The organism is Polyangium sorediatum (assembly GCF_029946465.1).
Taxonomy (GTDB): Bacteria; Myxococcota_A; Polyangia; order Polyangiales; family Polyangiaceae; genus Polyangium; species Polyangium fumosum.
Genome location: NZ_JARZHI010000004.1, coordinates 16,938 through 37,039 on the forward strand (window position 1 = coordinate 16,938; position 20,102 = coordinate 37,039).

Consider the following 20,102-nt stretch of genomic DNA (forward strand, 5'->3'; position numbering starts at 1 on the left):
GGCGACGTGGCGAGGCGAGTGATGAAGCTACGGCCGACGGGTGACGGGAGCACATGGGTATGGGCGTCCCTCGGGGGCGCCCCGCTCCTCCTCCTGCTGATTCACGCGACGCTGGGGCTCCGGCCCGAGCACTTTTTCTTCGTGGGCATGTTCCTGGTCCTCGTATGGGCCGGGCCACGCGCGCGGCGGTTCGCGGCGATCGCTGCGCCCTTCGTGCTCACCGGGCTCGCCTACGATTTCCTGCGCCTCTTCATTCACCTGCGCGGGGAGGTCCACGTGGCCGATCTTCTCGAAGCCGAGCGCTCGCTCTTCGGCGTCGGCACGAGCGCGGGGCGGGTGCCCATTTCGGAGCTCGTCGCACGCGCGACGCACCCGGCCCTCGATGCGCTCACCGGCGTCGTGTACCTCCTTTACCTGATCCAGGTCTTCGCGGTCGGGGCGTACCTGTACGTTCGTGATCAGGAGCGCATGCAGCGGCTCGCATGGGCCTTCGCGGCTGCGAGCTTGCTCGGCTGGATCATCTGGATCGCCTGGCCGGCGGCGCCGCCCTGGTACGTCGACCTCTACGGCGCAGGTCCCGCGGTGCTCGACGCGCCCTCGAATCCCGCCGGGGGAGCGCGGTTCGACGCCCTGTTCGGGGTCCATATCTTCCACACGTTTTATGCGCGCAGCTCCAACGTGTTCGGGGCCATGCCCTCGCTGCACGTGGGATATGCCGTGCTCCCCGCGCTCGTCTCCTGGCCCTTGGGCGGCCGGCTGCGCGCATTCACCGTCGCCTGGGCCGCGGTCATGGCGTTCTCCGCCATGTACCTCCGGCACCATTACATCCTCGACATCATCGCCGGCGTCATGGTGGCCTTCGCCGCCGATCGCGTGGTCCTCCTCGTGCAGCGCGCGCTGCTCGAACCGGCGCCGCGCAAAGACGGCGCCTCCCCCGAGGTCTCGGTATGAGCGTGCTTTCCGACTGGTTCACCGGCAGCCTCTCGGCCGCCCTGCGCATCTGGACCGCGGCAGCGCCCGCGCTGCTGCTCATTGCGTATGCATTGATTGGCCTCGCCGCTTATGTGGTGCGCACCCTGGCCTGGGGCCGCTTCCACGACGAGGAGGCCGACGGGCGTGGGCTCGGCGGGCTGACCACCGCGCGCGCGCGCCACTTCTTCGCGTGGCTGATGCGCCCGCTCTGGCAGGGGCTCGCTGCCGCGGGCGTGCCTCCCAATGCCATCACGACGCTGGCGGTGGGCCTCGCGGCGGGCGGGGGGGTCGCCATTGCGGCGGGCCGCTTCGCGCTCGGCGGGTGGCTTTATGTCAGCGCGGGCGCGCTCGATTACCTGGACGGCCGGGTCGCGCGCGCCACCGGACAGGCCTCGCCGAGCGGCGCCGCGCTCGACTCGGTGCTCGATCGTTATTGCGAGTCGGCCGTGCTGGTGGGCCTCGCCTGGTATTACCGCGAGAGCTGGGTGCTCTTGCCCTGCCTGCTCGCGCTCACCGGCTCGCTCTTCGTCCCTTATGTGCGCGCCCGCGGCGAGGCGCTCGGCGCCACCATGAAAGACGTGGGCTTCATGCAGCGCCCCGAGCGTATCCTCGTGCTCGGCCTCTCGGTCGCGCTCAGCCCCATCCTGGAGGCCATTATCTCCCCAGAAGACCCGCGCCCGCCGCATTGGATCGCGGCCGCCGGCGTCACCCTCATCGCGCTGACGTCCCACGCGACCGCATTCCAGCGGCTCGCGTTCCTGGTCCGCGCGCTGAGCGGTAGCTTGCCGCGCGACGACCGCCGTTCCTTGCCTCGGACCATTGCCGTGAGCGCGCTCGCCACGGCGCTCGACTTCGCCGTCGTGCAGATGCTCATGATCGGGACCGGCGCGCCGCCGCCGCTCGCCACGGGCGTAGGCTGCGTGGCCGGTGGGATCGTGGCCTTCACGCTCTCGCGCGTGTGGGCCTTCGAGGCCGAAGCCGGCCCGCGCGGTAGCCAGGCCATGCGCTTCCTGTTCGTCTCCGGCTCGAGCGCCGCCCTCAATGCCGGCGGCGTCGCCGTGCTCCTCTTCTTGCCTGCCATGAACGACCGCCTCGCCTGGGTCCTCACCCGCCTCGTCGTATTCGTCACCTGGAACTACCCTCTGCTCCGCGACCACGTATTCGCGCTCGGGCCCGCCACGAATGACGTGAACGACGACGTCCCCCTGAGCGATCCAAGGGAGCGTGATGTCAGCCGCGCCTGATCCCGACGGCGACGCGCGCCTCGGCCCCGTGCCCGCCGCCATCCGCGCGGTCCTCGCGCGCGTGGCGGTCGCCGCGTTTCGGCGCGCCGGCCTCGCCATTGTGCTGGTCGCTCTCGCCGCCGCGCTGGGCACCTGGTCCGCCGGCCGGCTCAAGCTCGACCCCGACATCACCCAGCTCTTGCCGCCTAGCTACCCGAGCGTGCAGGGCATCGAGGCGCTGCGGGCGCGCTTCGGCGGGGTGGGGTACGTGGTGCTCCTGGTCGAGGGCGGGGACCAGGCCGCGCGGCGGCGCTTCGCGGACGAGATCACGCCCCGCCTCGAAAAGCTCGAAACGGTGCAGTACGTCGACCACCGCTTTCCGGCGGAGTTTTTCGAGGACCGCGCCCTTTATTTCGCGGATCAGCCCGACCTCGCCGCGCTTCGGGAGCGCCTCGCCGCGCGCCAACGCTGGGAGATCGAGCGTTCCTACATCGACATCGACGACGAACAGCCGCCCTCGGTCGACGTCGCGGACTTCGAAGCCAAATACAAGAAGCGCCTCGAAAACACCGGCGGCGCGCGTCGCGGGCCGTACCACGAGGACGAGACCGGCAAAACCCTGGCCGTCCTCGTCCGCCCGATCCGGCTGGCCTCCGACCTCACCTTCGCAAAGCAGGTCGTCGCCGACGTGAAGCGCGTGCTCCAGGAAGCACAGCCCACGGCCTACGCGCCGGATCTCCGCGTCGAGCTCACCGGCCGCTACCCGAAGCGCGTCGACCTCCAGGCGGTCCTCGGGCGCGACCTTGCGCTGACCTCCTCGCTCGCGCTTGGCCTCGTCATCGCCTACCTGGCCTTCCATTTCCGGCGCTTGCTCGCCATCGGCCTCGTGCTCGCGCCGCTCTACGCGGGCCTCGCGCTGGCGTACGGCGCCGCGGGCGCGCTCTTCGGGACGCTCAACATCCTGACCGCCTTCATCGGCGCCATCCTCGTGGGCATCGGCATGGACCACGGCGTCCACCTCCTCGGCCGCTACGAGGAAGAGCGACGCGCCGGCGCGGCCGACGAGGAAGCGATCCGTCGCGCCTTCGGCGAGGCGGGCCGCGTCTCGCTCGCCGCCGCGTTGACCACCGCCGCGGCGTTCGCCTGCCTCACCTGGACCGACTTCCGCGCCTTCCGCGAGTTTGGCCTGCTCGCCGCGCTCGGGACGTTGTTCGTCCTGCTCGCGTACGTCACGCTGCTCCCCGCTCTGCTCGGCGTGCTCGCGCGCCACGCGCCCCGCCTCGCGCCCGTGCGCGCCGGCGTGGAGCTCCCCGGCGTGCGCTTCATGCATCGCGCGGCCCCGCTGCTCTTTTGGGGCCTGGTCGTCGCGTGTGGCCTTGCGCTCACCCAGCTCCCCCGCGCCCGCTTCGACGCCGACTTCTCCCACCTCGACGACGCCGACCTGCCGAGCTTTCGCCGCGACCGCGAGGTCAACGCGCTGCTCGGCCGCTCGCAGACCCCCATGGTCGTGCTCGCCCGCAGCGAGGCCGAGGCGCGCGAGGTCTCTGCCGCCGTACGCGCGCGCATGGATGCGCTCGGCCCCGACGCCACCATCGGCCTGATCGCCACGCGCGCCGATCTGCTCCCGACCGACCAGGAGGCGAAGCGCCCGCTCTTGCGCGACATCGCCCGGATCACCTCGCGCATTCGCCCCGAGAGCCTCGACGCGGACACGCGCAGCCGCCTCGAGCGCCTTCAGCGTATGGCCGCGGCCGAGCCCTTTGGCCCCCCCGACCTGCCGCCGGCGCTGCGCCACACTTTCGAGCCCCACCCCGGCGCCGACCCCGTGCACTTCGTCCTGCTCTACCCGACCGTGAGCATGGGCGAAGCCGCCGGGATCAAGCGGCTCGCGGCGCAGCTCCGCCGCATCGATTTGCCTGGGGGCGAGGCGCTTGCGGCCGCCGGCGAGCCTATGGTGCTCGCCGACGTGCTCGAGACGATCGAGCGTGACGCCCCGCGTATCCTCGTGGTCACCGGCGTGTTTGTCCTGATCGTCCTTTACATCACGCTCGGCCGTTTCCGGCTCGCGCTGCTCGCGCTCTCGCCGGCCATCCTTTGCCTCGCGGTGACGATCGCGCTGCTCCCCGTCTTCGGCGCCACGCTGAATTATCTGAACATGATCGTATTGCCGATCCTCCTCGGGATCAGCGTGGACGACGGCGCGCACCTGCTCGCGCGCGTGGATGCGGGCGAGCCACTCGAAAAAGTTTGGCAACATACGGGTTGGGACGTCACCGGCGCCATTCTCACCGACGGTTTTGGCTTCGGCGTGCTCGCGCTGGCGACGCATCCAGGTCTCGGCAGCGTCGGCACGCTCTCGCTGCTCGGCCTTGGCGTGAACCTCGTCGCCTGCGTGGTCATGCTCCCGGCCGGGCTCGCTCTGCTGCATGCCTGGAAAGCGCGGCCTCGCGCCGCCGAACGTGCATCCGAGCCTTCGACGGCGCCGCCCCCGCAAGCCGACGCCTGATCGTCGCATTGCAACAAGGCCGGGCCTTCGTCGTGCCGTGGCAACGAATACGACATCGATGCCGCATCGCTCGTCCTGCCAAACCACGATGCGTCACGGTGCCCAGAAACGAGAAGCCGGGCCAACCGGGGCCCGGTCCGGCGCTGAGCGGCTCGTCCCCGGCAGGGCACGACTCGTCCGGGGAACACGGCCACTTGTCCGATCCACGTGTTCCCTGCGCGGGACGGCCGGTAGCTGTATAAGTTGCATATGAGCGTCCCCGAGCCCGAGCTGTCCAGAGGCACGCCTTCCGCGAGCGATTTGCCCCCCTATGTGTATTTCTTCGGCTGGAAGCGCTTCGTGGCGACGACGGCCGTCATCTTGGCCATCTTCTTTTGGCCTCTCACGCCCTCCGACCCGCAGAGAAACAACACGGCGAACCTGCTCTTTTTGACGACGGGTGTGCCCGCGCTCCTGCTCGCGCTCTCGGGGGTCTTTCACTGGGCCACGCGCCGGCGCCTCAGCTCGGCGAAGACCCTGCTCGTGAGCCTCGCCGTTGCCTCCATCGCGGGCACGATGCTCATCCTGGGCTTCTGGTTCGTGCAGCAGTGGTTGCATATCCCGCAGCCCCCCGGGCCCCCCGCGACGTATCCGCGCGTCATCCGGTTTGGGATCACGTTCGGCCTCTTCATTTGCGCCATATGGGCGCTGGCGTTCTTGTATCCCTTCGCCACGGAGGATGCCCGGCGGCGCGCGTTCGAGGCCGAGAAGCTCAAGCTCGAAGCCGAGAAGCTCAAGCTCGAGGCCGACAGGCTGCGGACTGCGGGCGAGCTCGTCCGGCTGCGCGCGCAGCTCGAACCCCATTTCCTGCTGAACACCCTCAACGCCATCGCGGGCCTCGTCACGCAGGACCCGCGCGAGGCCCGCCGCCTTCTCGCTTGCCTGGCCCACCTCTTGCGCGACGCGCTGCACGATGTCGACGAGATGCGGACGCTGGGGGAGGAGATCGCATGGCTTCAACGTTATGCCGAAATCCTGGAATCGCGCCACGCAGGGATGTTGCGCTTTCAGTGGGACATCGCGGATCGAGCCACCGATGTCCTCTTGCCCCCGCTGCTCCTGCAGCCGCTCGTGGAGAATGCCGTGAAGCATGGCGCCCTGCGACGAGATGGGGGCGGAGAGGTGCGGGTGTGCGCGGCGATCACGGAGAGCGGTGACGGGGCCTCGCGTCGCCTCGTCTGCACGGTCGAGGACAATGGCCCCGGCATACCGGCCAAGCCGACGCGCTCGGGGGCATTGGGTCTGCACGCGGTGCGCCGGCGCATGGAGCTTAAATACACGAATGCGAGCCTGCAGATTGAATCATCGGCCGAGGGGACACGATGCACCGTCGAGCTCCCCTGCGTCCTTCTGCACGCGCCGCGCACGATGAGCGCGAACCTGGAGGTTTCTCGATGAATACGGTTCCCGCGGCGGGGGATGCCTACCGGCTCCGCGCGCTCGTGGTCGAGGACGAGTGGCCGGCCCGCAATTACCTGGTCGAGCTCATCGAGGCGTCGAGCCTCGCCGGGGTCGTCGGCGCCGTCGCCAGCCTGGGCGAGGCGAGGCAGGCATTGCATCTCGCGGCGGGCGGAGCCGAATTGGACGTCGTCTTCGTGGACATCGCGCTCACCGGCAGCGACGACGCCACGGGGCTCGATCTCGTGCGCGCCTCGGTGCACGATTCCCGCCGGCCGATGTTCGTGCTGGCCACGGCGTTCAAGGAGCACGCCATCGAGGCCTTCGCGCTCGGCGTCGACGATTACCTGCTCAAGCCCTTCACGCAGGAGCGCGTGGACCAATGCTTGCGCCGCCTCCACGCGCGCAAGCGCCCGTCGCCGGCCGCGGGCCCGCTGCGCATCGTCGCGCGCCGGGGCAAGAACCTGGTTTTCCTCGAACCCAGCGAGGTCTGGGCATTCGAGGCCGCCGATCGGCTCACCTCCGTGCACACGCCCCACGGCACGTTCGACCTCGACCTGTCGTTGGCGTCGATCGAGGCGTCCTTCGGGCGAGCGCTCACGCGTGTCCACCGAAACTGGCTCGTCAATGCGGCCTACATCAAGGAGCTCGAGCGCGACGGAGGAGATACGCGCATTTTCGTCGGCATAGGCATCGGCCCCGAGCGGCGCGGCGTGTGCGTGCCCGTCTCGCGCGACCGCGCCCAACCCGTGCGCGATATGCTGCTCGCCAGCGCCACCGGACTCCGCCGCGGCTGAACCACCTCGTCGGCGCCGATCACGCGCGCCGGGGCGCTCGGGAGGGCGCTCCTGGAGCCGTTTCGTGTTGTCCTTGATCTTTGCGACGGTCCGTCGTAAAAAGGACGAGCGAGCGCAAGGCGCTTCATGTGGCCTGGCCAACGAGCGTAGGAGCTTTCCATGAGCAGACAGCGTTCAGCCTTGGTGGTCGGACTTGGCGTCGCCGGCATGGCATCGGCGATTGGATTGCGGCGAGCGGGATGGCAGGTGACCCTGATCGAGCGAGCGCCGCAGCGTCGTCTCGGCGGCTATTTCATCGGGCTCTTCGGCACGGGCTTGAGCGCCGCCAAGCGACTCGGCGTCATGCCCGATCTCCACACGCGCACGCCGAAAAACGCGAAGACGTGGGACGTGACGCGCGCCGGCGATCGACACAGGATCAACGGATTCCTCGATCAACCGGGTGATCCGCAAGGCGTGCTCCGTGGCGACATCGAGGCCGCGTTGTTCGAGAACCTCGGGGACGTGGAGGTGCGCTACGGAACCGTGCCCACGGCCATCGTCGATATCGGAGGCGGCGCCGTCGTCACGACGCAAAGCTCGCGGACGGGCAAAGCGCAGGACGAGCGATTCGATCTCGTCGTGGGCGCCGACGGGGTGCGCTCGACCGTGCGGCGCCTCGTCTTCGGCCCGCACGAGCGTTACCTGAAGCCCCTCCACGCGATGATCTGCGCGTTCCAGCTCGACAAACAAGTGCCGTATTTCCCGATCAACGATGGCATCGTGCTCGCCGAGCCGGGCCGCTCGTTGTGGGTGTTTCCGTTCGAGGATCGCCCGCCGACCGCGCTGTTCTCCTACCGCACCCGCGATATCGACGCGCAGTTTCGCGCGTCGGTCGGGACTGTGCTCCGGCGCGCGTATGGGCCCGAGCCCTTCGGCGAAATCCTCGACCACGTCTTCGAGCAATTCGACGGTTCCAGGGACTTCCTCTTCGACTCCGTGAACCAGGTGAGCATGCGCTCTTGGCGTTCCGGTCGCACGATCCTTTTGGGGGACGCCGCGTGGTGCTTGACGCTCTACTCCGGCATGGGCGCGTCGCTCGGGCTCGCCGGTGGCTCGCTCCTCGGGGAGCTCCTTTCGCGACATCCCCACGAGATCGACGCTGCGCTCGGCACGTGGGAGGAACGGCTGATGCCCTTTGCCCGCCAGCATCAGCGGTCTGCGCTGATCAAAGCGCAGTTCTTCACGCCGAGCAGCCCGATCATCGACATCCTCTGCAAGGGTTTGATGCGGCGGGCCCAGGGCAAGAAACGTTCGGAAGGCGCCCCCACCGCCCTGGAGCAGTTCCTCTCCGGACCGGTGAACGTCGAATTTGCCGCGTAGAGCATCGATCGGTTTGACAACCGCTCGATGTTCTACGATGACGACATGAATGCCGAGGATCGACGCGCCCACGATCGCCGAACATCGGGACATCATCTGGAAACGGCTGCGCGACAGCCTCCTTGAAGCGATCGAAGAGGAAGGGTACGCGTCCTTGTCTCTCGCCGGCGTGGCGAGGCGCGCCGGGATTGCGCGGAATACGATCTACAACTACGCGCCCACGAAGGACGCGCTGCTCGTCGCCGTCGTGAAGTCCGAAGTCGAGCCCTTCGTGGCCGCGCTCGTGGAGGCGTCCTCGGGGATCGACGACCCCGAAGACCGGCTCGCGCTCGTCGTTCGCCGCCAGTTGGCGGCCCTCGTCCCGGGCGTCCGCGGGCTCCCGATCGTCAACATGACGGAGACCATGTTGCCCGCGGAGGTGAGCGCATCCCTCACCGCATGCTTCGCGCCCGTGCTCACGATCGTCGCGGGGATCGTGGAGCAAGGCATTGCAGCGGGCGTGTTCCGTCCCGTCGCCGATGTGCCGCGCCTCGTGGATATGATGGTCGGCGTCATGGTCGCTGCGCGCCGCGCGATCCTCGCGGGGGAGCCGCCGGACTTGATCGCGGACGAAACGACCGAATTTTTGCTCGGGGGCCTGCGGGGACGCAAGACCCGCGGCCGGGCTGAGCAGAAACACGCCGGCGCCGAAAGGCCTCCCGCCACCCCCTCCTGACGACGTTTCCTGCGTGGCGCCCGCCTCCGGCGGCCTCCCCGCATCGGAATTTCACGTCCTGGTTTAAGTCACTTGACTTCATAAGTCGCGTGCCTTAGAACCGTGGCTGGAGGTCTTGATGAGCACTGATAGCAGCGAGCAGGTCTTGGATTATCCGTTGCGTGCCCCCACGGCCGTCGATCCGCCGGAGGAGTGGGCGAAGCTCCGCCAGGGTTGCCCGGTCGCCCATATTCGGCTGCCGAGCGGCGACAAGGCGATGCTGATCACGCGTTATGACGACGTGCGCCAGGTGCTCTCGGATCCGCGGTTTACCCGCAACCTCGCCGAGGAAGGCGCAGCGAGGATCACGACCAACGAGGGCGGCAGCGTGTTCGAGAACAAGGACGCGGCCGAGCTCTCGGGTGGCGAGCAGCACGAGAAATGGCGGCGCTTCATCATGCGGTGGTTCACCGTCAAGCGCATCTCTGCCATGCAGCAGAGCATCGAGACGATGGCCCATCAGCTCATCGACAAGATGATCGCGAAAGGCGCGCCCGCCGACCTCGTGAGCGACCTCGCCTTCCCCTTGCCGGTGTGGGTGATTGCCGAGATCCTGGGCATCTCCGTGGACGACCGAGACAAACTCGCCCACTGGTCCAATTCGATGCTCACCATGACGCAGTTCACCCAGGAGGAGGTCGACAAGGCCCAGATGGAGTTCGTCCATTACCTCATGGGCCACATCGCGAAGAAGCGCGCCGAGCCCGGGGATGACCTGCTCAGCGATCTGATCCGCGCCGCCGACCAGGGCGAGCAGATCAACGAAAAGATCCTCCTGATGACGGCGCAAGGCGTCCTGGTGGCCGGGCACGAGACCACCTCGAACATGATCAGCAAGATGATGGCCATGTTGCTCTCGGATCGGAGGCGCTGGGAGCAGCTCGTGGCCGAGCCCACCCTCGTCCGCAGCGCGGTGGAAGAGGTGCTGCGCTTCGACGCGAATGCGGGCTTCGGGCTCCCGCGCTTCATCAGCGAGGAGATCGAGCTCTCGGGCACGAAGGTGCCGAGCCGCTCGACGATCATTTGCAGCATGGCCGCGGCGAACCGGGACGAGAAGGCGTTCGAGCGGGCGGACGAGATGGTGCTGAACCGCTCGCCGAACCCGCACCTCACGTTCGGCGCGGGGGCCCACTCCTGCGTGGGTCAGGCGCTCGCGCGGACCGAATTGCAGACGGTGCTGAGCGTGCTCCTGCGTCGTTTGCCCTCGCTCGATCTCGCGGTCGCGCCGAACGAGTTGCCGCGCCGCGAGGGCCTGCTCGTCGGCGGAATCGAGAAGGTCCTGGTACGCTGGTGAGCATGGCCAGCTCGAGAATGAGACATTCGCACGGAAACGATACGCGAGAGGTCATCCTCGACGCGGCGGAGAAGCTCTTCGCCGAGCATGGGGTGGCGGCGGTTTCGAACCGCCAGGTGAGCGAGGCGGCCGGCCAGGCGAACAACTTCGCGGTCGGTTATCACTTCGGCACCAAGAGCGATCTGGTGCTCGCGATCGTGCGGCGACATGTCCCCTTCATCGAGCTGCGGCGCGAGGAGATGCTGGCGGAGATCAAGGGTTCGTCGGATCTGCGCGACTGGCTCGCGTGCCTCGTGCGGCCGACCGTCGACCATATCGCCTCGCTCGGGACGCCGAGCTGGTTCGCGCGTTTCTACGCGCAGGTCATGACGGACCCTGTTTTGCGCAAGCTCGTGACGGACGAGATGATGGCCACGCCGGCCATGCAAAAGAGCATCGCGGGGCTCGGGCGGTTCATGCCGATCTGGCCCAAGGGCGTGCTGGAGGAGCGCGGCGACATGTGCCGGCATCTCGTCGTGCACATGTGCGCGGAGCGCGAGCGCGCGTTGCAAGCGGGGAGCGCCACGCCGCGGGCCACGTGGGACGCGGCGGCGGTAGGGCTCGTGGACGCGCTGGTCGGCCTCTGGACGGCTCCGGTGACCCCGACGAAATGAAACGAAAGCGGAGAGACGCATGGAAACCAATTCGAAGCTCAAGGTGATCGTGGACTATGACAAATGCTGCGGCGCGGGCCAATGCGTGATGGTCGCGCCGAAGGTCTTCGATCAGCGGGACGATGGCATCGTGATCGTGCTCGACGCCGAGCCGCCGCCCGAGCAGTACGGCCCGGTTCGGGAGGCGGCGGCCGTTTGCCCTGGCGCTGCGATTCGGCTGGGCGAGAGCGCGTGATGAAAACCCCGTCGCGCGTGCTTGTCGTGGGCGCTTCCCTGGGAGGCCTCTCCGTCGTGGAGGCGCTCCGGCGTGAGGGGTACGCGGGCGGGGTCACGCTGCTCGGGGCGGAGCGGCACCTGCCTTATGATCGGCCTCCGCTCTCGAAAAAGGTCCTGTCGGGCGCGGTGGAGCCGGAAAAGACATTTCTGCGCTCGGAGTCCGCGGTGGCGCAGCTCGACGCGGAGGTGATCCTCGGAGATCCGGCGGTTCGTCTGGACCTCACGGCGCGCGAGGTGCACACCGCGGCGGGCCGGGTCTTGCGCGCGGACGTGATCGTGCTGGCGACGGGCATCGAGCCGCGGCGTCTTCCTGGGCAGGAGAAATGGGCGGGCGTGCACGTCTTGCGGACGGTGGACGACGCGGTCGCCCTCCGCGCGGATCTGCTCGAGAACCCGCGTTTGGTGGTGGTCGGTGAGGGCGTGCTCGGGACGGAGATTGCGGCGACGGCGCGGAGCATGGGCCTCGCGGTGACGCTCACGGGCCCGCAATCGGCGCCGCTCGCGGGCCAGCTCGGGCCGCTCGTGGGCGGGGTTCTCGCCAAGCTGCATGCGGAAAGAGGCGTCGATCTCCGGCTCGGCGTGGCGGTGAAGCAGCTCGTCGGCGGCGACGACGGGCGTGTCGCCGGTGTGCTCCTGGAGAATGGCGAGGTGTTGCCTGCCGAGAGGGTCGTGGTGGCGATCGGCTCGCGCCCCGCGACCGGCTGGCTCGCGGGCAGCGGATTGGACCTCTCCGACGGCATCGTATGCGACGCGCGTTGCCGCGCGGCGGAAGGCGTGTATGCGGTGGGCGACGCGGCGAGCTTCCATCACGAGGGCCTCGGGGTGCGGCTGCGCTTGGAGAGTCGCAGCAACGCGGTCGAGCAAGCGATGGCCGTGGCCGCGAACATCGTCGGGAAGGACAAACCCTACACGCCAGTGCCGTTTTTCTGGACGGACCAATACGAGACGAAGATCCAGACGTTTGGCATCCTCTCGCCGGAGGCCGAGGTGGCCGTGGTCGAGGGGGATCCCGAGAAGCGTCAGTTCGTCGCGTTGTACGGGAAAAACGGCAAGGTGATCGGGGCGCTCGGGTGGAATGCGATCAAGGCAATACGAGCGTACCGGCAGTTCGTCGTGGATGGGAAGCCGTGGGCGGAGGTGGGGGCCCAGGCTTCCTGACGCTCCGAAACGGCCTCTTGCCGCACCAGGGACGTCAGGCGGCAGCCACGTCGACGGAGCACTGCGCGCCGGGCTGAAATCTCACACGCAGATGCTTGAGACCGTTCAGATGCACCGCTCCACCATGCTCGAGCGGCGCTGTGTCGGCCCGTTCCAGATGAAGACACCGATCGAGGATCACGTCCAGCGCGGCCCGCATCTCCTGCCGGGCCAGGGCCGCGCCGAGGCAGAAGTGGATCCCATAACCAAAGGAAAGATGCGGGTTCGGATCGCGGGTGACATCGAATCGGTCCGGATGCGAAAAAACATTTTCGTCGCGGTTTGCGGTGGCCGCGACGTAGAGCAGCCGATTTCCCTCTTCGAGCGTGTGCCCTTCGAGCTCCACCGTGCGCGTCACGACGCGTGGCACCATGTACATGGGCGGATCATAACGAAGGATCTCCTCCACGGCCGTGGGGAGCAGGCGGCGGTCACGCCGGAGCTTGTCCAGTTGATCAGGATGGGCGAGGAGCCAGCGAATTCCTTGTCCGATCCCGTTCGCCGTGGTGCCGTGGCCCGCCGAGACGAGGAGCATCGTCAGCGAGAGGACCTCCTCCGTGTCCAGCCGTGCTCCTTCCACGTCGGCGTGAACGAATCGGCTCAGCAGGTCCTCCATGGGCCGCGCGCGGCGGTCCTCGATTTCCGCGAGCAAATACCGGCGCATCTCCAGGAGCGGGACCCGGTGGTCGGCCTCTTTCTCTCGGGTCACGGTCGGGGCGGCGGCGGCCGCGATGTAATGCGACCAGCGGAGGAAATGTTTCCAATCGTCGCGGGGAAGGCCGAGGATTCCCGCGACGACCATCAGGGGCAGCTTGTCGCTGATGTCGGCGACGACATCCATGGCGCCGGCCTCGATCACCTCGTTCAGAGCCCGATGGGCGAGCTCGTAGGTACACCGCTTCAGCCTCGCGACGGTCTGCGGCGTGAATGCGCTTGCGGCGAGAGCACGCAGGCGGGTGTGGTCCGGGGGATCCAATCCCAGGAGCGCCGGAGCCGACGTCGCATCCTTGAATACGTCCTCAATCCCGTTCCGACAAGAGAATGTGTGCGGATCGGTGAGCACTCTTCGGACGAGCCGGTGCGAAAGGACCAGGTACATCTCCCGGGACGGTTCGAAGTGGACCTCGCCTTTTCGCGCCAGCTCCTGATAGTAGGGCAGACCGCTCGAATGGGGCTCGCTGAAGGTCGATGAGGTCATACGCTTCTGTAGATGTTTTGTGGACCACGCTCATCGAGCTTCAGCGCACGCGAGCCGCGTATCTTAGCGCAGCCGCGCATTGGCGAGCAACGCGGGCGCCGGCGAAAGGGCGGCTCGTGCACGATTACGACGCGGCGGCGGGGCGCCTCGGAGGGAAAGGATACGCGTAGGGCCCGGCACGTGGATGGCCACGTGGGCGAAGGCCAACTTGGGCGATCCTGTGGATGCTACGGGACACGGAGCGTGCATGCATTGCTCGTGCAACCCGGCGGATGGCCGTTCATTGCCAACCGATCTCGGGCCACCGATGCCCTGCATAGGCCACGCACCGTAGGGCCAGCCAAAGCATTGGCACCCGCGGGGCCGAACATGATCATCGAAGATTTCCTCCCTCCCGGGCCTCGGAGGACCCACGCCGTGGGCCGCGCTGCCCGAGAGGGCGCGGGAAACGATGCCCTGCCGAAAAGTTGGCCCACGGCGCGCTTCTGTTGTCATGCATGTGGCAGGTGGATCTGCGCGCGCTCCCGCCCGATGTCCTGCTCGTCCTCCTCGCGGCGGCGGCGCTGCTCGCTTTGGTGCAGACGACGCGTATCGTTTGGCGTGGCTTCTGGCGGCGGCGCACGATTGCGATTCGTCGGGAGCGAGGCGCGGCGGGCGAGCTTCGCGCCGAGGGCTTGCTCCGGGATCTCGGCTTCACCATTCTCGGTCGGCAGGTGGCCGTCACGTATGGCGTGCGGGTCGACGGGGATCCCGTGGCGATCGATCTTCGCGCCGATTACCTCGTGGGCTGGGGCGACAAGCGTTTCGTGGCCGAGGTGAAGACGGGCCGCGCTGCGCCGCGGATCGACACGCCCGGCACGCGCCGCCAGCTCCTCGAATACCGCATCGCCTTCGACGTGGACGGGGTCTTGCTGGTCGACGCCGAGGCCGAGCGTGTGCACGCGGTGGAGTTTCCCCTCGGCGAAAGTGAATCCCCGCGCCCCTCACGCCTGGCCTGGCTGCTCGCGGGCGCGGCGATCGGCGCGGTCGCCGCGGCGGCTGCGCGGTTCGTGCTCTGAATCAGGCGTTCCGCCCGCCTTTCAAGCCGGGGCCACGAACACGGTCGCCAAGAGCTCGCCTCCGGGGGCAGCTTTGTACATCACCCGGATGACGCGATACTTGGTCTCCTGCCCGCCCTGTTCGAGCAACAAGAGCTCCCCTTCACGCGGGATCGTGGGCCCCCGGAAAACCTGTATCAGCTCCCAGGATTCGTGGCAGATGCGGTGCAACGACGAGGACGACATGACGTGCGCCGGAGGCTACCACGTCTTTGCGACGGCGGGGATCCCTGCTGCTTGCTCGGCTCGGCGGGGTCTGGTCGACCCTCCTGGAGGGTGGTAAGGTATGCCATGTCGAAGGCGCCGAGCCCCGCCGTCATCCCGCCTCACGCCTTTGCGCGTGCGCAATGGCAGGCTGCCGGGCCTGCGAGGCCCATGGCCGCCGGCCCCTTGAAGATTCTCACGTGGAACGTGTGGTTTGGTGCCCACAAGTCCCGCGTGCGTCAGGACGCGCTTCTCGCGGAGATTTCGCGCCGGAGCCCCGACGTGATCTTGTTGCAGGAGGTCACCCGCAAGCTCCTCGCCGCAATCGTGGATACTCCCTGGGTCCGCGCCGGTTATCAGGTCTCCGACGTCGACGGCAGCACCTTCAGCCGTTACGGCGTCTTGCTGCTCTCACGTATCCCCATTCGTCGCCTCGTCATGCTCGATTTGCCGACGGAAATGGGTCGACGCCTCCTCTCGGCCGAGCTTTCCTGTGGGATCACCGTGGCAACGGTCCACCTGGAGAGCACGTCGGAGTGCGTGTCGACGCGTGTTGCGCAGCTCGGGATCATCCAGCCTTCCCTCGCGGCATCGAGCCCCGATGTGGTCTTCGCAGGCGACATGAACTTCGCGCCGGATGCCGCGGCCGAAAATGCCGCGCTCGACCCCACGTTCGTCGATGTCTGGCCTGCCTTGCACGGCGATCGTCCGGGCCACACGGTCGACACGAGCATCAACTTCATGCGTTACGTGATGCACGCCGAGCATTCCCACAAGCGCATCGACCGCGTGTTCTTGCGCAGCCGCGCATGGTCGCCTCGCGCGGCGACGCTCGTCGGTGTCGAGCCGATCGACGAAGAGGGCACGTTCGTCTCCGATCACTTCGGAATCGAGGTCGAACTCGCGCCTGCGTGAAGGAGCCGTGCTCCGGGCCTCAGTCCCAGATATGAGGCGCTTCGAGCTTCGAGACGTTCCCTTGCGGATCGTAACGAACCACGAACGAGGCCCGCGGCGGGATTGGGATCGAGGGGAAGACGTCCACGGAGAGCGTCGTGCAAGGCGCGACGATCTCCCGCAGAGAGACGAGCTTCTTCTGAAAATCGGCCGTGTCGACGCTCTCGTGCCGTTCCTCGTACGAAAACGTCACGCGATCACCCCTGACGGTCGCGATCAGGCACGGCTTCTGATTGTCGTGCCGAAATGAAACATAGGTGCGACCGGCCGGCGCGAGGGAGAACGGGATCACCGGGGCGCCCACCGCGAATTGCTGAAACATGGTCTCCGACGCGTTCTCGATCTGTTGCATGCTGACGTGGACGGCTGCGATCGAGATCCCAAGCAAAACGAGCAAAACCCCCGCACATCCGAACGCGAACTTTTTCATCCGTCCCCCTCAGCGTTCGGAAAACATCCGATAGAGCCGCTGCCACTCTTGGTAGAGCGCCGGATCCCTCCGGAGCCGCTCCTTCCAGGCCTCGTCCACGGCCTTCCTCGCGCGTGGCTCCGCCAAACCATACCGCGCAAAGATCCGCTCGGCCTCGTCCGGCGACGCTGCGAGCTTCGCGCACAACTCCGCGTGGGCTTCGAGGGATAGATCGGGCGGCACCGCGCCCTCGAAGGGGGCCGTCGCCGGCCCCGTGTCCTCGTTCGTCGAATCATCCTCTTTCGGATCAAAAGGCAGCGCTTCCCCGGGAACGAAGGCCGGGAGTGGCTGCGTGACGGCCCTGGCCTGGTTCTTCGTGGCTGAGGCCTTGCCTTTCGTTGGCTCCTGGAACGGCAATACCTCGCGCGGCGCGATGAATCCGACGGGCAACGTCGAGCCCAGATCCAAGCCCTTCGTGTCGCCCGTGGCCAGCGTCGCTTCACGCTGGAAGGGAAGAGGATCCGCCGGAACGAACTCCGGCGCGGGGAGCGTCTGCGCGAGCCGATCCACGGGCTCCGCCTCCGCGGGCTCCGGCGCAAACGATACCAATGGCTGCGGTAGCGGGAGCTTTTGGAACGGCATCGAAGGCGCCGCCGCAAGGGAGACCGGCGGCAGCGTATCCACGGGCAGATCCGGATCGGGCGCCGAGGGTTGCGGCGGCGGCTCGATGGCCATGGGCGTGATTGGTTTTGCGTCTCCCTCGTGTGGCAGCGGCGCGAAGAAATCGGCCGGGGCCGCCTCGGGCGCATCGTCGTCCTCGCCAACGTCCTCGTCGTCGATCGGCGCCTCGTCCTCCGGAAGATCCACCATCTCCCCCAGCGGGGCCGGCGGATGCAGAATGCCTTGTCCCGGCCGAGGCGTGGGCACGTCGCCGGGCGTCGCCGCAAGCAAACGATGCGCATGCTCGCGGAGGGACGGCTCCTCCATCAATCGTTTTGACCACAAACGATGTAGCGTGAACACGTCGGCGAGGCGGAGCCCGAACCCGGCGAGCCAAGGCACGGGCTCCTCCTGCGCGGCGAAGTGCCTGGCGAAATCGAGCCACGCGCCGAGCTCCTCGTCGAGCGGCGGGATGGGCCTTCGGTAGCGTTCTGCGGCTTCCGCCTGGCACGTGTCGAAGAGATGAAGTAGCTCCTCGGCGTCGTCCTCCGCCAGGCGCTCGTCCCACGCGTCCTCGGCCTTGGCGTGCCGCGCCGGATCCACGCCCTCGTTTTGCAGCACGTCTTCGAGTGGCCAGCCCGCCGCGAGGCCCGCGCGCACGCCGGCGAGCTGCGCGAGCGCCACGCCCGCGAGCCGCGGATGCGCGCGCGGGTGCTCGCCCGAGGCGTCGACGGAGGGAGTCGTCGCGGGGGAAGGCGTTTGCACGTGGACATTCTAGACACGCCGCGCACGCGCCGACCAGCGCGAAGCACAATACGTCGTTTTATTGCGCCCGTATTGAATTCGCTCGCCGGCATTCTATCTTGTGAACACGCGAAGGATCCGCGAAGATGTGCGCCGAGGTCGACGTTGACGATCGAACTCCAGCTCGTAAGTGACGCCCTCCCCGAAGGCACCCGCATCCTGCGGGCGCGCGGCGTCGAAGCGATGAACGAGCTGCCCGCGTGGACCCTCCACCTCGTCTCTCCCGACGAGCCGATCGACATCGAAGCCATCGTCGGCACGCCCGCGACGCTCACCTGCGCCGACACGCTCGACGGCTCGACCCGCGCGATCGAGCTGCTCGTGATCGACGCCGAGGACGAGGGCGCGGATCGCGACGGGTCGCATTGCGTGCTCACGCTCTCTGCGGCGATGTTCGCCCTCGATCTCCGCAGCGGGTACCGCATCTTCCAGGAGAAGATCACCGAGGAGATCGTCCGCGAAGTGCTCACGGACGCCGGCATCCCGGCCGATCGCATCCTCACGCGCCTCGCCGGCGGAGGCTACGAAAAGCGCCTCTTCTGCGTGGCGTACGGCGAGACAAACCTCGCTTTCGTGCAGCGGCTCCTCGCCGAGGAGGGCATCAACTTCTGGATCGATCATGTCGAAGGCACGGGCAGCGTGATCGTGCTCGGCGACGCGCTCGGCTCGCACGACGGCGTCGAGCCTTCACCCGTCGTGACGTTCGACGACAAGAGCGGCCTCGCCGGCGCGCGCGGGTTCGTCGAGTTCGAGATCGAGCAGTCGATCGTGCCCACCTCCGTGCACGTGCGTGACCTCGACGTGCGCCAGCCCGACGTGCCCGTGGATGGGCATGCAGGCGAAGGCGCGCTCTCGTACTTCGAGTACCCCGCGTGCGTGCTCACGGCGCGTGGCGCGAACGATCGCGCGAAGGCGCGCCTCGAACAGCTCCGCCGCTTCGAGGTCGTGGCGAAAGGACGCAGCGAGACGATCCGCCTCACGCCCGGTCGCCTCCTCGACCTCGAGGGCGCGGCCGACGCGTGGATGAACCAGCGGTACCTCCTCGTGCGCGTGGAGCATGCGTTCGACGCTCCCTCACGCAGCGGCGCGACGCCAACGAAGTACGAGAATCGCGTGACGCTCGTCCCGGCCGCGAATCGACCGTTTCGACCCGCGCTGCCGGCGCGCCGCCCGAAGGTCGAAGGCGTCGAGCCCGCGTTCACGACGGGGCCGAGCGGCGAGGAGATCCACGTCGATGATCTCGGGCGCGTGAAGATCCGGTTCCCCTGGGATCGCGCGGGGACGCTCGACGATCGTTCGTCGTCCTGGGTTCGCACGCTCCAGATGAACATGGCCGGCGCGATGCTCCTGCCGCGCGTCGGCTGGGAGGTCCCGGTGGCGTACGTGGACGGCAACCCCGACCGACCGTTTGTCCTCGGACGTTCGTACAATACGACGGCGATCGTTCCCTATGGTTTGCCCGGCGCCGCGGCCACGACGACGTTGCAATCCGCGACCTCGCCCAGCGACGGCACCACGAACGAGCTGCGGATCGGCGACGGCGCAGGCAGCCAGGAGATGTTCCTGCATGCGTCGCGTGATCAAACCGTGGTCGTCGGCGGCAGCGCGACGACGCGCGTCTCGGCGAACGAGACGCATGATGTTACGCTCGCGTACAAACTCGCCATCAACGGCTCGCAAGCGCTCACGATCGGCGGCTCGCAGACGGTCGATGTCGGCACCGACATGGTCACGGCGGTGAAGGGCGCGCGGTCGGAGATGATCGGCGCGGTCGAGCACATCAAGGTCACCGCGAACCGCGTTGTCAGCGCGAAGGGCGCGTACAACGAGCTCATCGGCGCGGCGTACGTGATTCAGTGCAACCAGTCGAACACGAAGGTTGACGGCGCATTCACGCAGCTCGTGGGCGGAAGCATGTCGCTGAACGGCGGTCTCGGGTACGGGGCCTCCGTCGCTGCGGTCAGCAACGAGGTCGTGGGCGGTTCGCGCACGATCACATGCGCAGGCGGGTATGGCGACAACGTGCGCGGCGCGAAGACGGTGACGGCAGGCCCGACGACCGAAAAGGCCGGGAGCCACATTTCGACGGGTGGGAAAGCGACCGGGACGGTGCAAGTGGGCGGAAGCGCGACGATGAAGGCCGGCGCGGAGCTCGTGCTCGAAGCGCCTTCGATCACGATTGAAATCGGCGGCTCGCTCACGGCCGGCGCGCTCGTGATGTCGGGCGGCAAGGTGCAATCGAAGAAGGGCAAGACGAAGCTCAAAGGCACGATCACCCGGAAGTCGGGCACGAAGGTGGGGTGAC

18 protein-coding genes are annotated in these 20,102 nt (G+C 67.8%); 14 read left to right on the forward strand and 4 right to left on the reverse strand.

Annotation, left to right across the window (positions count from 1 at the left end):
* Nucleotides 1-21 precede the first annotated feature (21 nt).
* The 11 genes from QHF89_RS06235 (at nucleotide 22) to QHF89_RS06285 (ending at nucleotide 12,432) form a co-directional block, all read left to right on the forward strand.
* Nucleotides 22-951: a phosphatase PAP2 family protein gene (locus QHF89_RS06235; RefSeq protein ID WP_136971050.1), complete on the forward strand. Its 930-nt coding sequence runs from the start codon at nucleotides 22-24 to the stop codon at nucleotides 949-951.
* Nucleotides 948-2,216, forward strand: a complete 1,269-nt coding sequence (locus QHF89_RS06240; protein WP_136971049.1) for a CDP-alcohol phosphatidyltransferase family protein — start codon at nucleotides 948-950, stop codon at nucleotides 2,214-2,216. The genes QHF89_RS06235 and QHF89_RS06240 overlap by 4 nt, the downstream gene beginning before the upstream one ends.
* Nucleotides 2,200-4,701, forward strand: coding sequence for an efflux RND transporter permease subunit (locus tag QHF89_RS06245; RefSeq protein ID WP_136971048.1), 2,502 nt, complete (start codon nucleotides 2,200-2,202; stop codon nucleotides 4,699-4,701). Before QHF89_RS06240 ends, QHF89_RS06245 begins: the two co-directional genes overlap by 17 nt.
* 249 nt (nucleotides 4,702-4,950) lie before the next feature.
* A complete protein-coding gene (locus tag QHF89_RS06250; RefSeq protein ID WP_136971047.1) occupies nucleotides 4,951-6,138 on the forward strand; it encodes a sensor histidine kinase in 1,188 nt (395 codons plus the stop codon).
* Entirely contained in the window at nucleotides 6,135-6,935 is an 801-nt protein-coding gene (locus QHF89_RS06255; protein WP_284720150.1) for a LytR/AlgR family response regulator transcription factor, read from the forward strand. Before QHF89_RS06250 ends, QHF89_RS06255 begins: the two co-directional genes overlap by 4 nt.
* Nucleotides 6,936-7,094: 159 nt before the next feature.
* Nucleotides 7,095-8,297: an FAD-dependent monooxygenase gene (locus tag QHF89_RS06260; RefSeq protein ID WP_136971045.1), complete on the forward strand. Its 1,203-nt coding sequence runs from the start codon at nucleotides 7,095-7,097 to the stop codon at nucleotides 8,295-8,297.
* Nucleotides 8,298-8,346: 49 nt separating this feature from the next.
* Nucleotides 8,347-9,012: a TetR/AcrR family transcriptional regulator gene (locus QHF89_RS06265; protein ID WP_136971044.1), complete on the forward strand. Its 666-nt coding sequence runs from the start codon at nucleotides 8,347-8,349 to the stop codon at nucleotides 9,010-9,012.
* 118 nt (nucleotides 9,013-9,130) lie between these two features.
* Nucleotides 9,131-10,345, forward strand: coding sequence for a cytochrome P450 (locus tag QHF89_RS06270; RefSeq protein WP_136971043.1), 1,215 nt, complete (start codon nucleotides 9,131-9,133; stop codon nucleotides 10,343-10,345).
* A gap of 17 nt (nucleotides 10,346-10,362) precedes the next feature.
* Nucleotides 10,363-10,998: a TetR/AcrR family transcriptional regulator gene (locus QHF89_RS06275; protein WP_284720151.1), complete on the forward strand. Its 636-nt coding sequence runs from the start codon at nucleotides 10,363-10,365 to the stop codon at nucleotides 10,996-10,998.
* Between the two features lie 19 nt (nucleotides 10,999-11,017).
* On the forward strand, nucleotides 11,018-11,233 hold the full coding sequence (locus tag QHF89_RS06280) for a ferredoxin (protein WP_136927559.1): 216 nt from the start codon (nucleotides 11,018-11,020) through the stop codon (nucleotides 11,231-11,233).
* Nucleotides 11,233-12,432 (forward strand): NAD(P)/FAD-dependent oxidoreductase, encoded by a 1,200-nt coding sequence (locus QHF89_RS06285; RefSeq protein WP_136971041.1) that lies wholly within the window; start codon nucleotides 11,233-11,235, stop codon nucleotides 12,430-12,432. The genes QHF89_RS06280 and QHF89_RS06285 overlap by 1 nt, the downstream gene beginning before the upstream one ends.
* A gap of 34 nt (nucleotides 12,433-12,466) precedes the next feature.
* Here the strand turns inward: QHF89_RS06285 and QHF89_RS06290 are convergent, their stop codons facing one another.
* Nucleotides 12,467-13,669: a cytochrome P450 gene (locus tag QHF89_RS06290; protein ID WP_136971040.1), complete on the reverse strand. Its 1,203-nt coding sequence runs from the start codon at nucleotides 13,667-13,669 to the stop codon at nucleotides 12,467-12,469.
* Between the two features lie 497 nt (nucleotides 13,670-14,166).
* On the opposite strand from QHF89_RS06290, the gene QHF89_RS06295 reads away from it, so the two are divergent.
* Nucleotides 14,167-14,727: a hypothetical protein gene (locus tag QHF89_RS06295; protein ID WP_232379363.1), complete on the forward strand. Its 561-nt coding sequence runs from the start codon at nucleotides 14,167-14,169 to the stop codon at nucleotides 14,725-14,727.
* Nucleotides 14,728-14,748: 21 nt separating this feature from the next.
* On the opposite strand, the gene QHF89_RS06300 is transcribed toward QHF89_RS06295, so the two are convergent.
* Nucleotides 14,749-14,952, reverse strand: a complete 204-nt coding sequence (locus QHF89_RS06300; RefSeq protein ID WP_136971039.1) for a hypothetical protein — start codon at nucleotides 14,950-14,952, stop codon at nucleotides 14,749-14,751.
* A gap of 105 nt (nucleotides 14,953-15,057) precedes the next feature.
* Here QHF89_RS06300 and QHF89_RS06305 point away from each other — a divergent pair, with 105 nt between their 5' ends.
* Nucleotides 15,058-15,885, forward strand: coding sequence for an endonuclease/exonuclease/phosphatase family protein (locus QHF89_RS06305; protein WP_136971038.1), 828 nt, complete (start codon nucleotides 15,058-15,060; stop codon nucleotides 15,883-15,885).
* Nucleotides 15,886-15,904: 19 nt separating this feature from the next.
* Here the strand turns inward: QHF89_RS06305 and QHF89_RS06310 are convergent, their stop codons facing one another.
* Together QHF89_RS06310 and QHF89_RS06315 are read right to left on the reverse strand one after the other, a co-directional pair.
* On the reverse strand, nucleotides 15,905-16,354 hold the full coding sequence (locus tag QHF89_RS06310) for a hypothetical protein (RefSeq protein ID WP_136971037.1): 450 nt from the start codon (nucleotides 16,352-16,354) through the stop codon (nucleotides 15,905-15,907).
* A 9-nt stretch (nucleotides 16,355-16,363) separates the two neighbouring features.
* The gene (locus tag QHF89_RS06315; RefSeq protein ID WP_136971036.1) at nucleotides 16,364-17,758 is read right to left on the reverse strand and encodes a hypothetical protein; all 1,395 of its coding nucleotides are present in this window, start codon (nucleotides 17,756-17,758) and stop codon (nucleotides 16,364-16,366) included.
* Nucleotides 17,759-17,902: 144 nt separating this feature from the next.
* Here QHF89_RS06315 and QHF89_RS06320 point away from each other — a divergent pair, with 144 nt between their 5' ends.
* Nucleotides 17,903-20,101 carry a type VI secretion system Vgr family protein gene (locus tag QHF89_RS06320; protein WP_284720152.1) on the forward strand — a complete coding sequence of 733 codons (2,199 nt, stop codon included), beginning with the start codon at nucleotides 17,903-17,905 and terminating at the stop codon, nucleotides 20,099-20,101.
* Nucleotide 20,102: the final 1 nt, after the last annotated feature.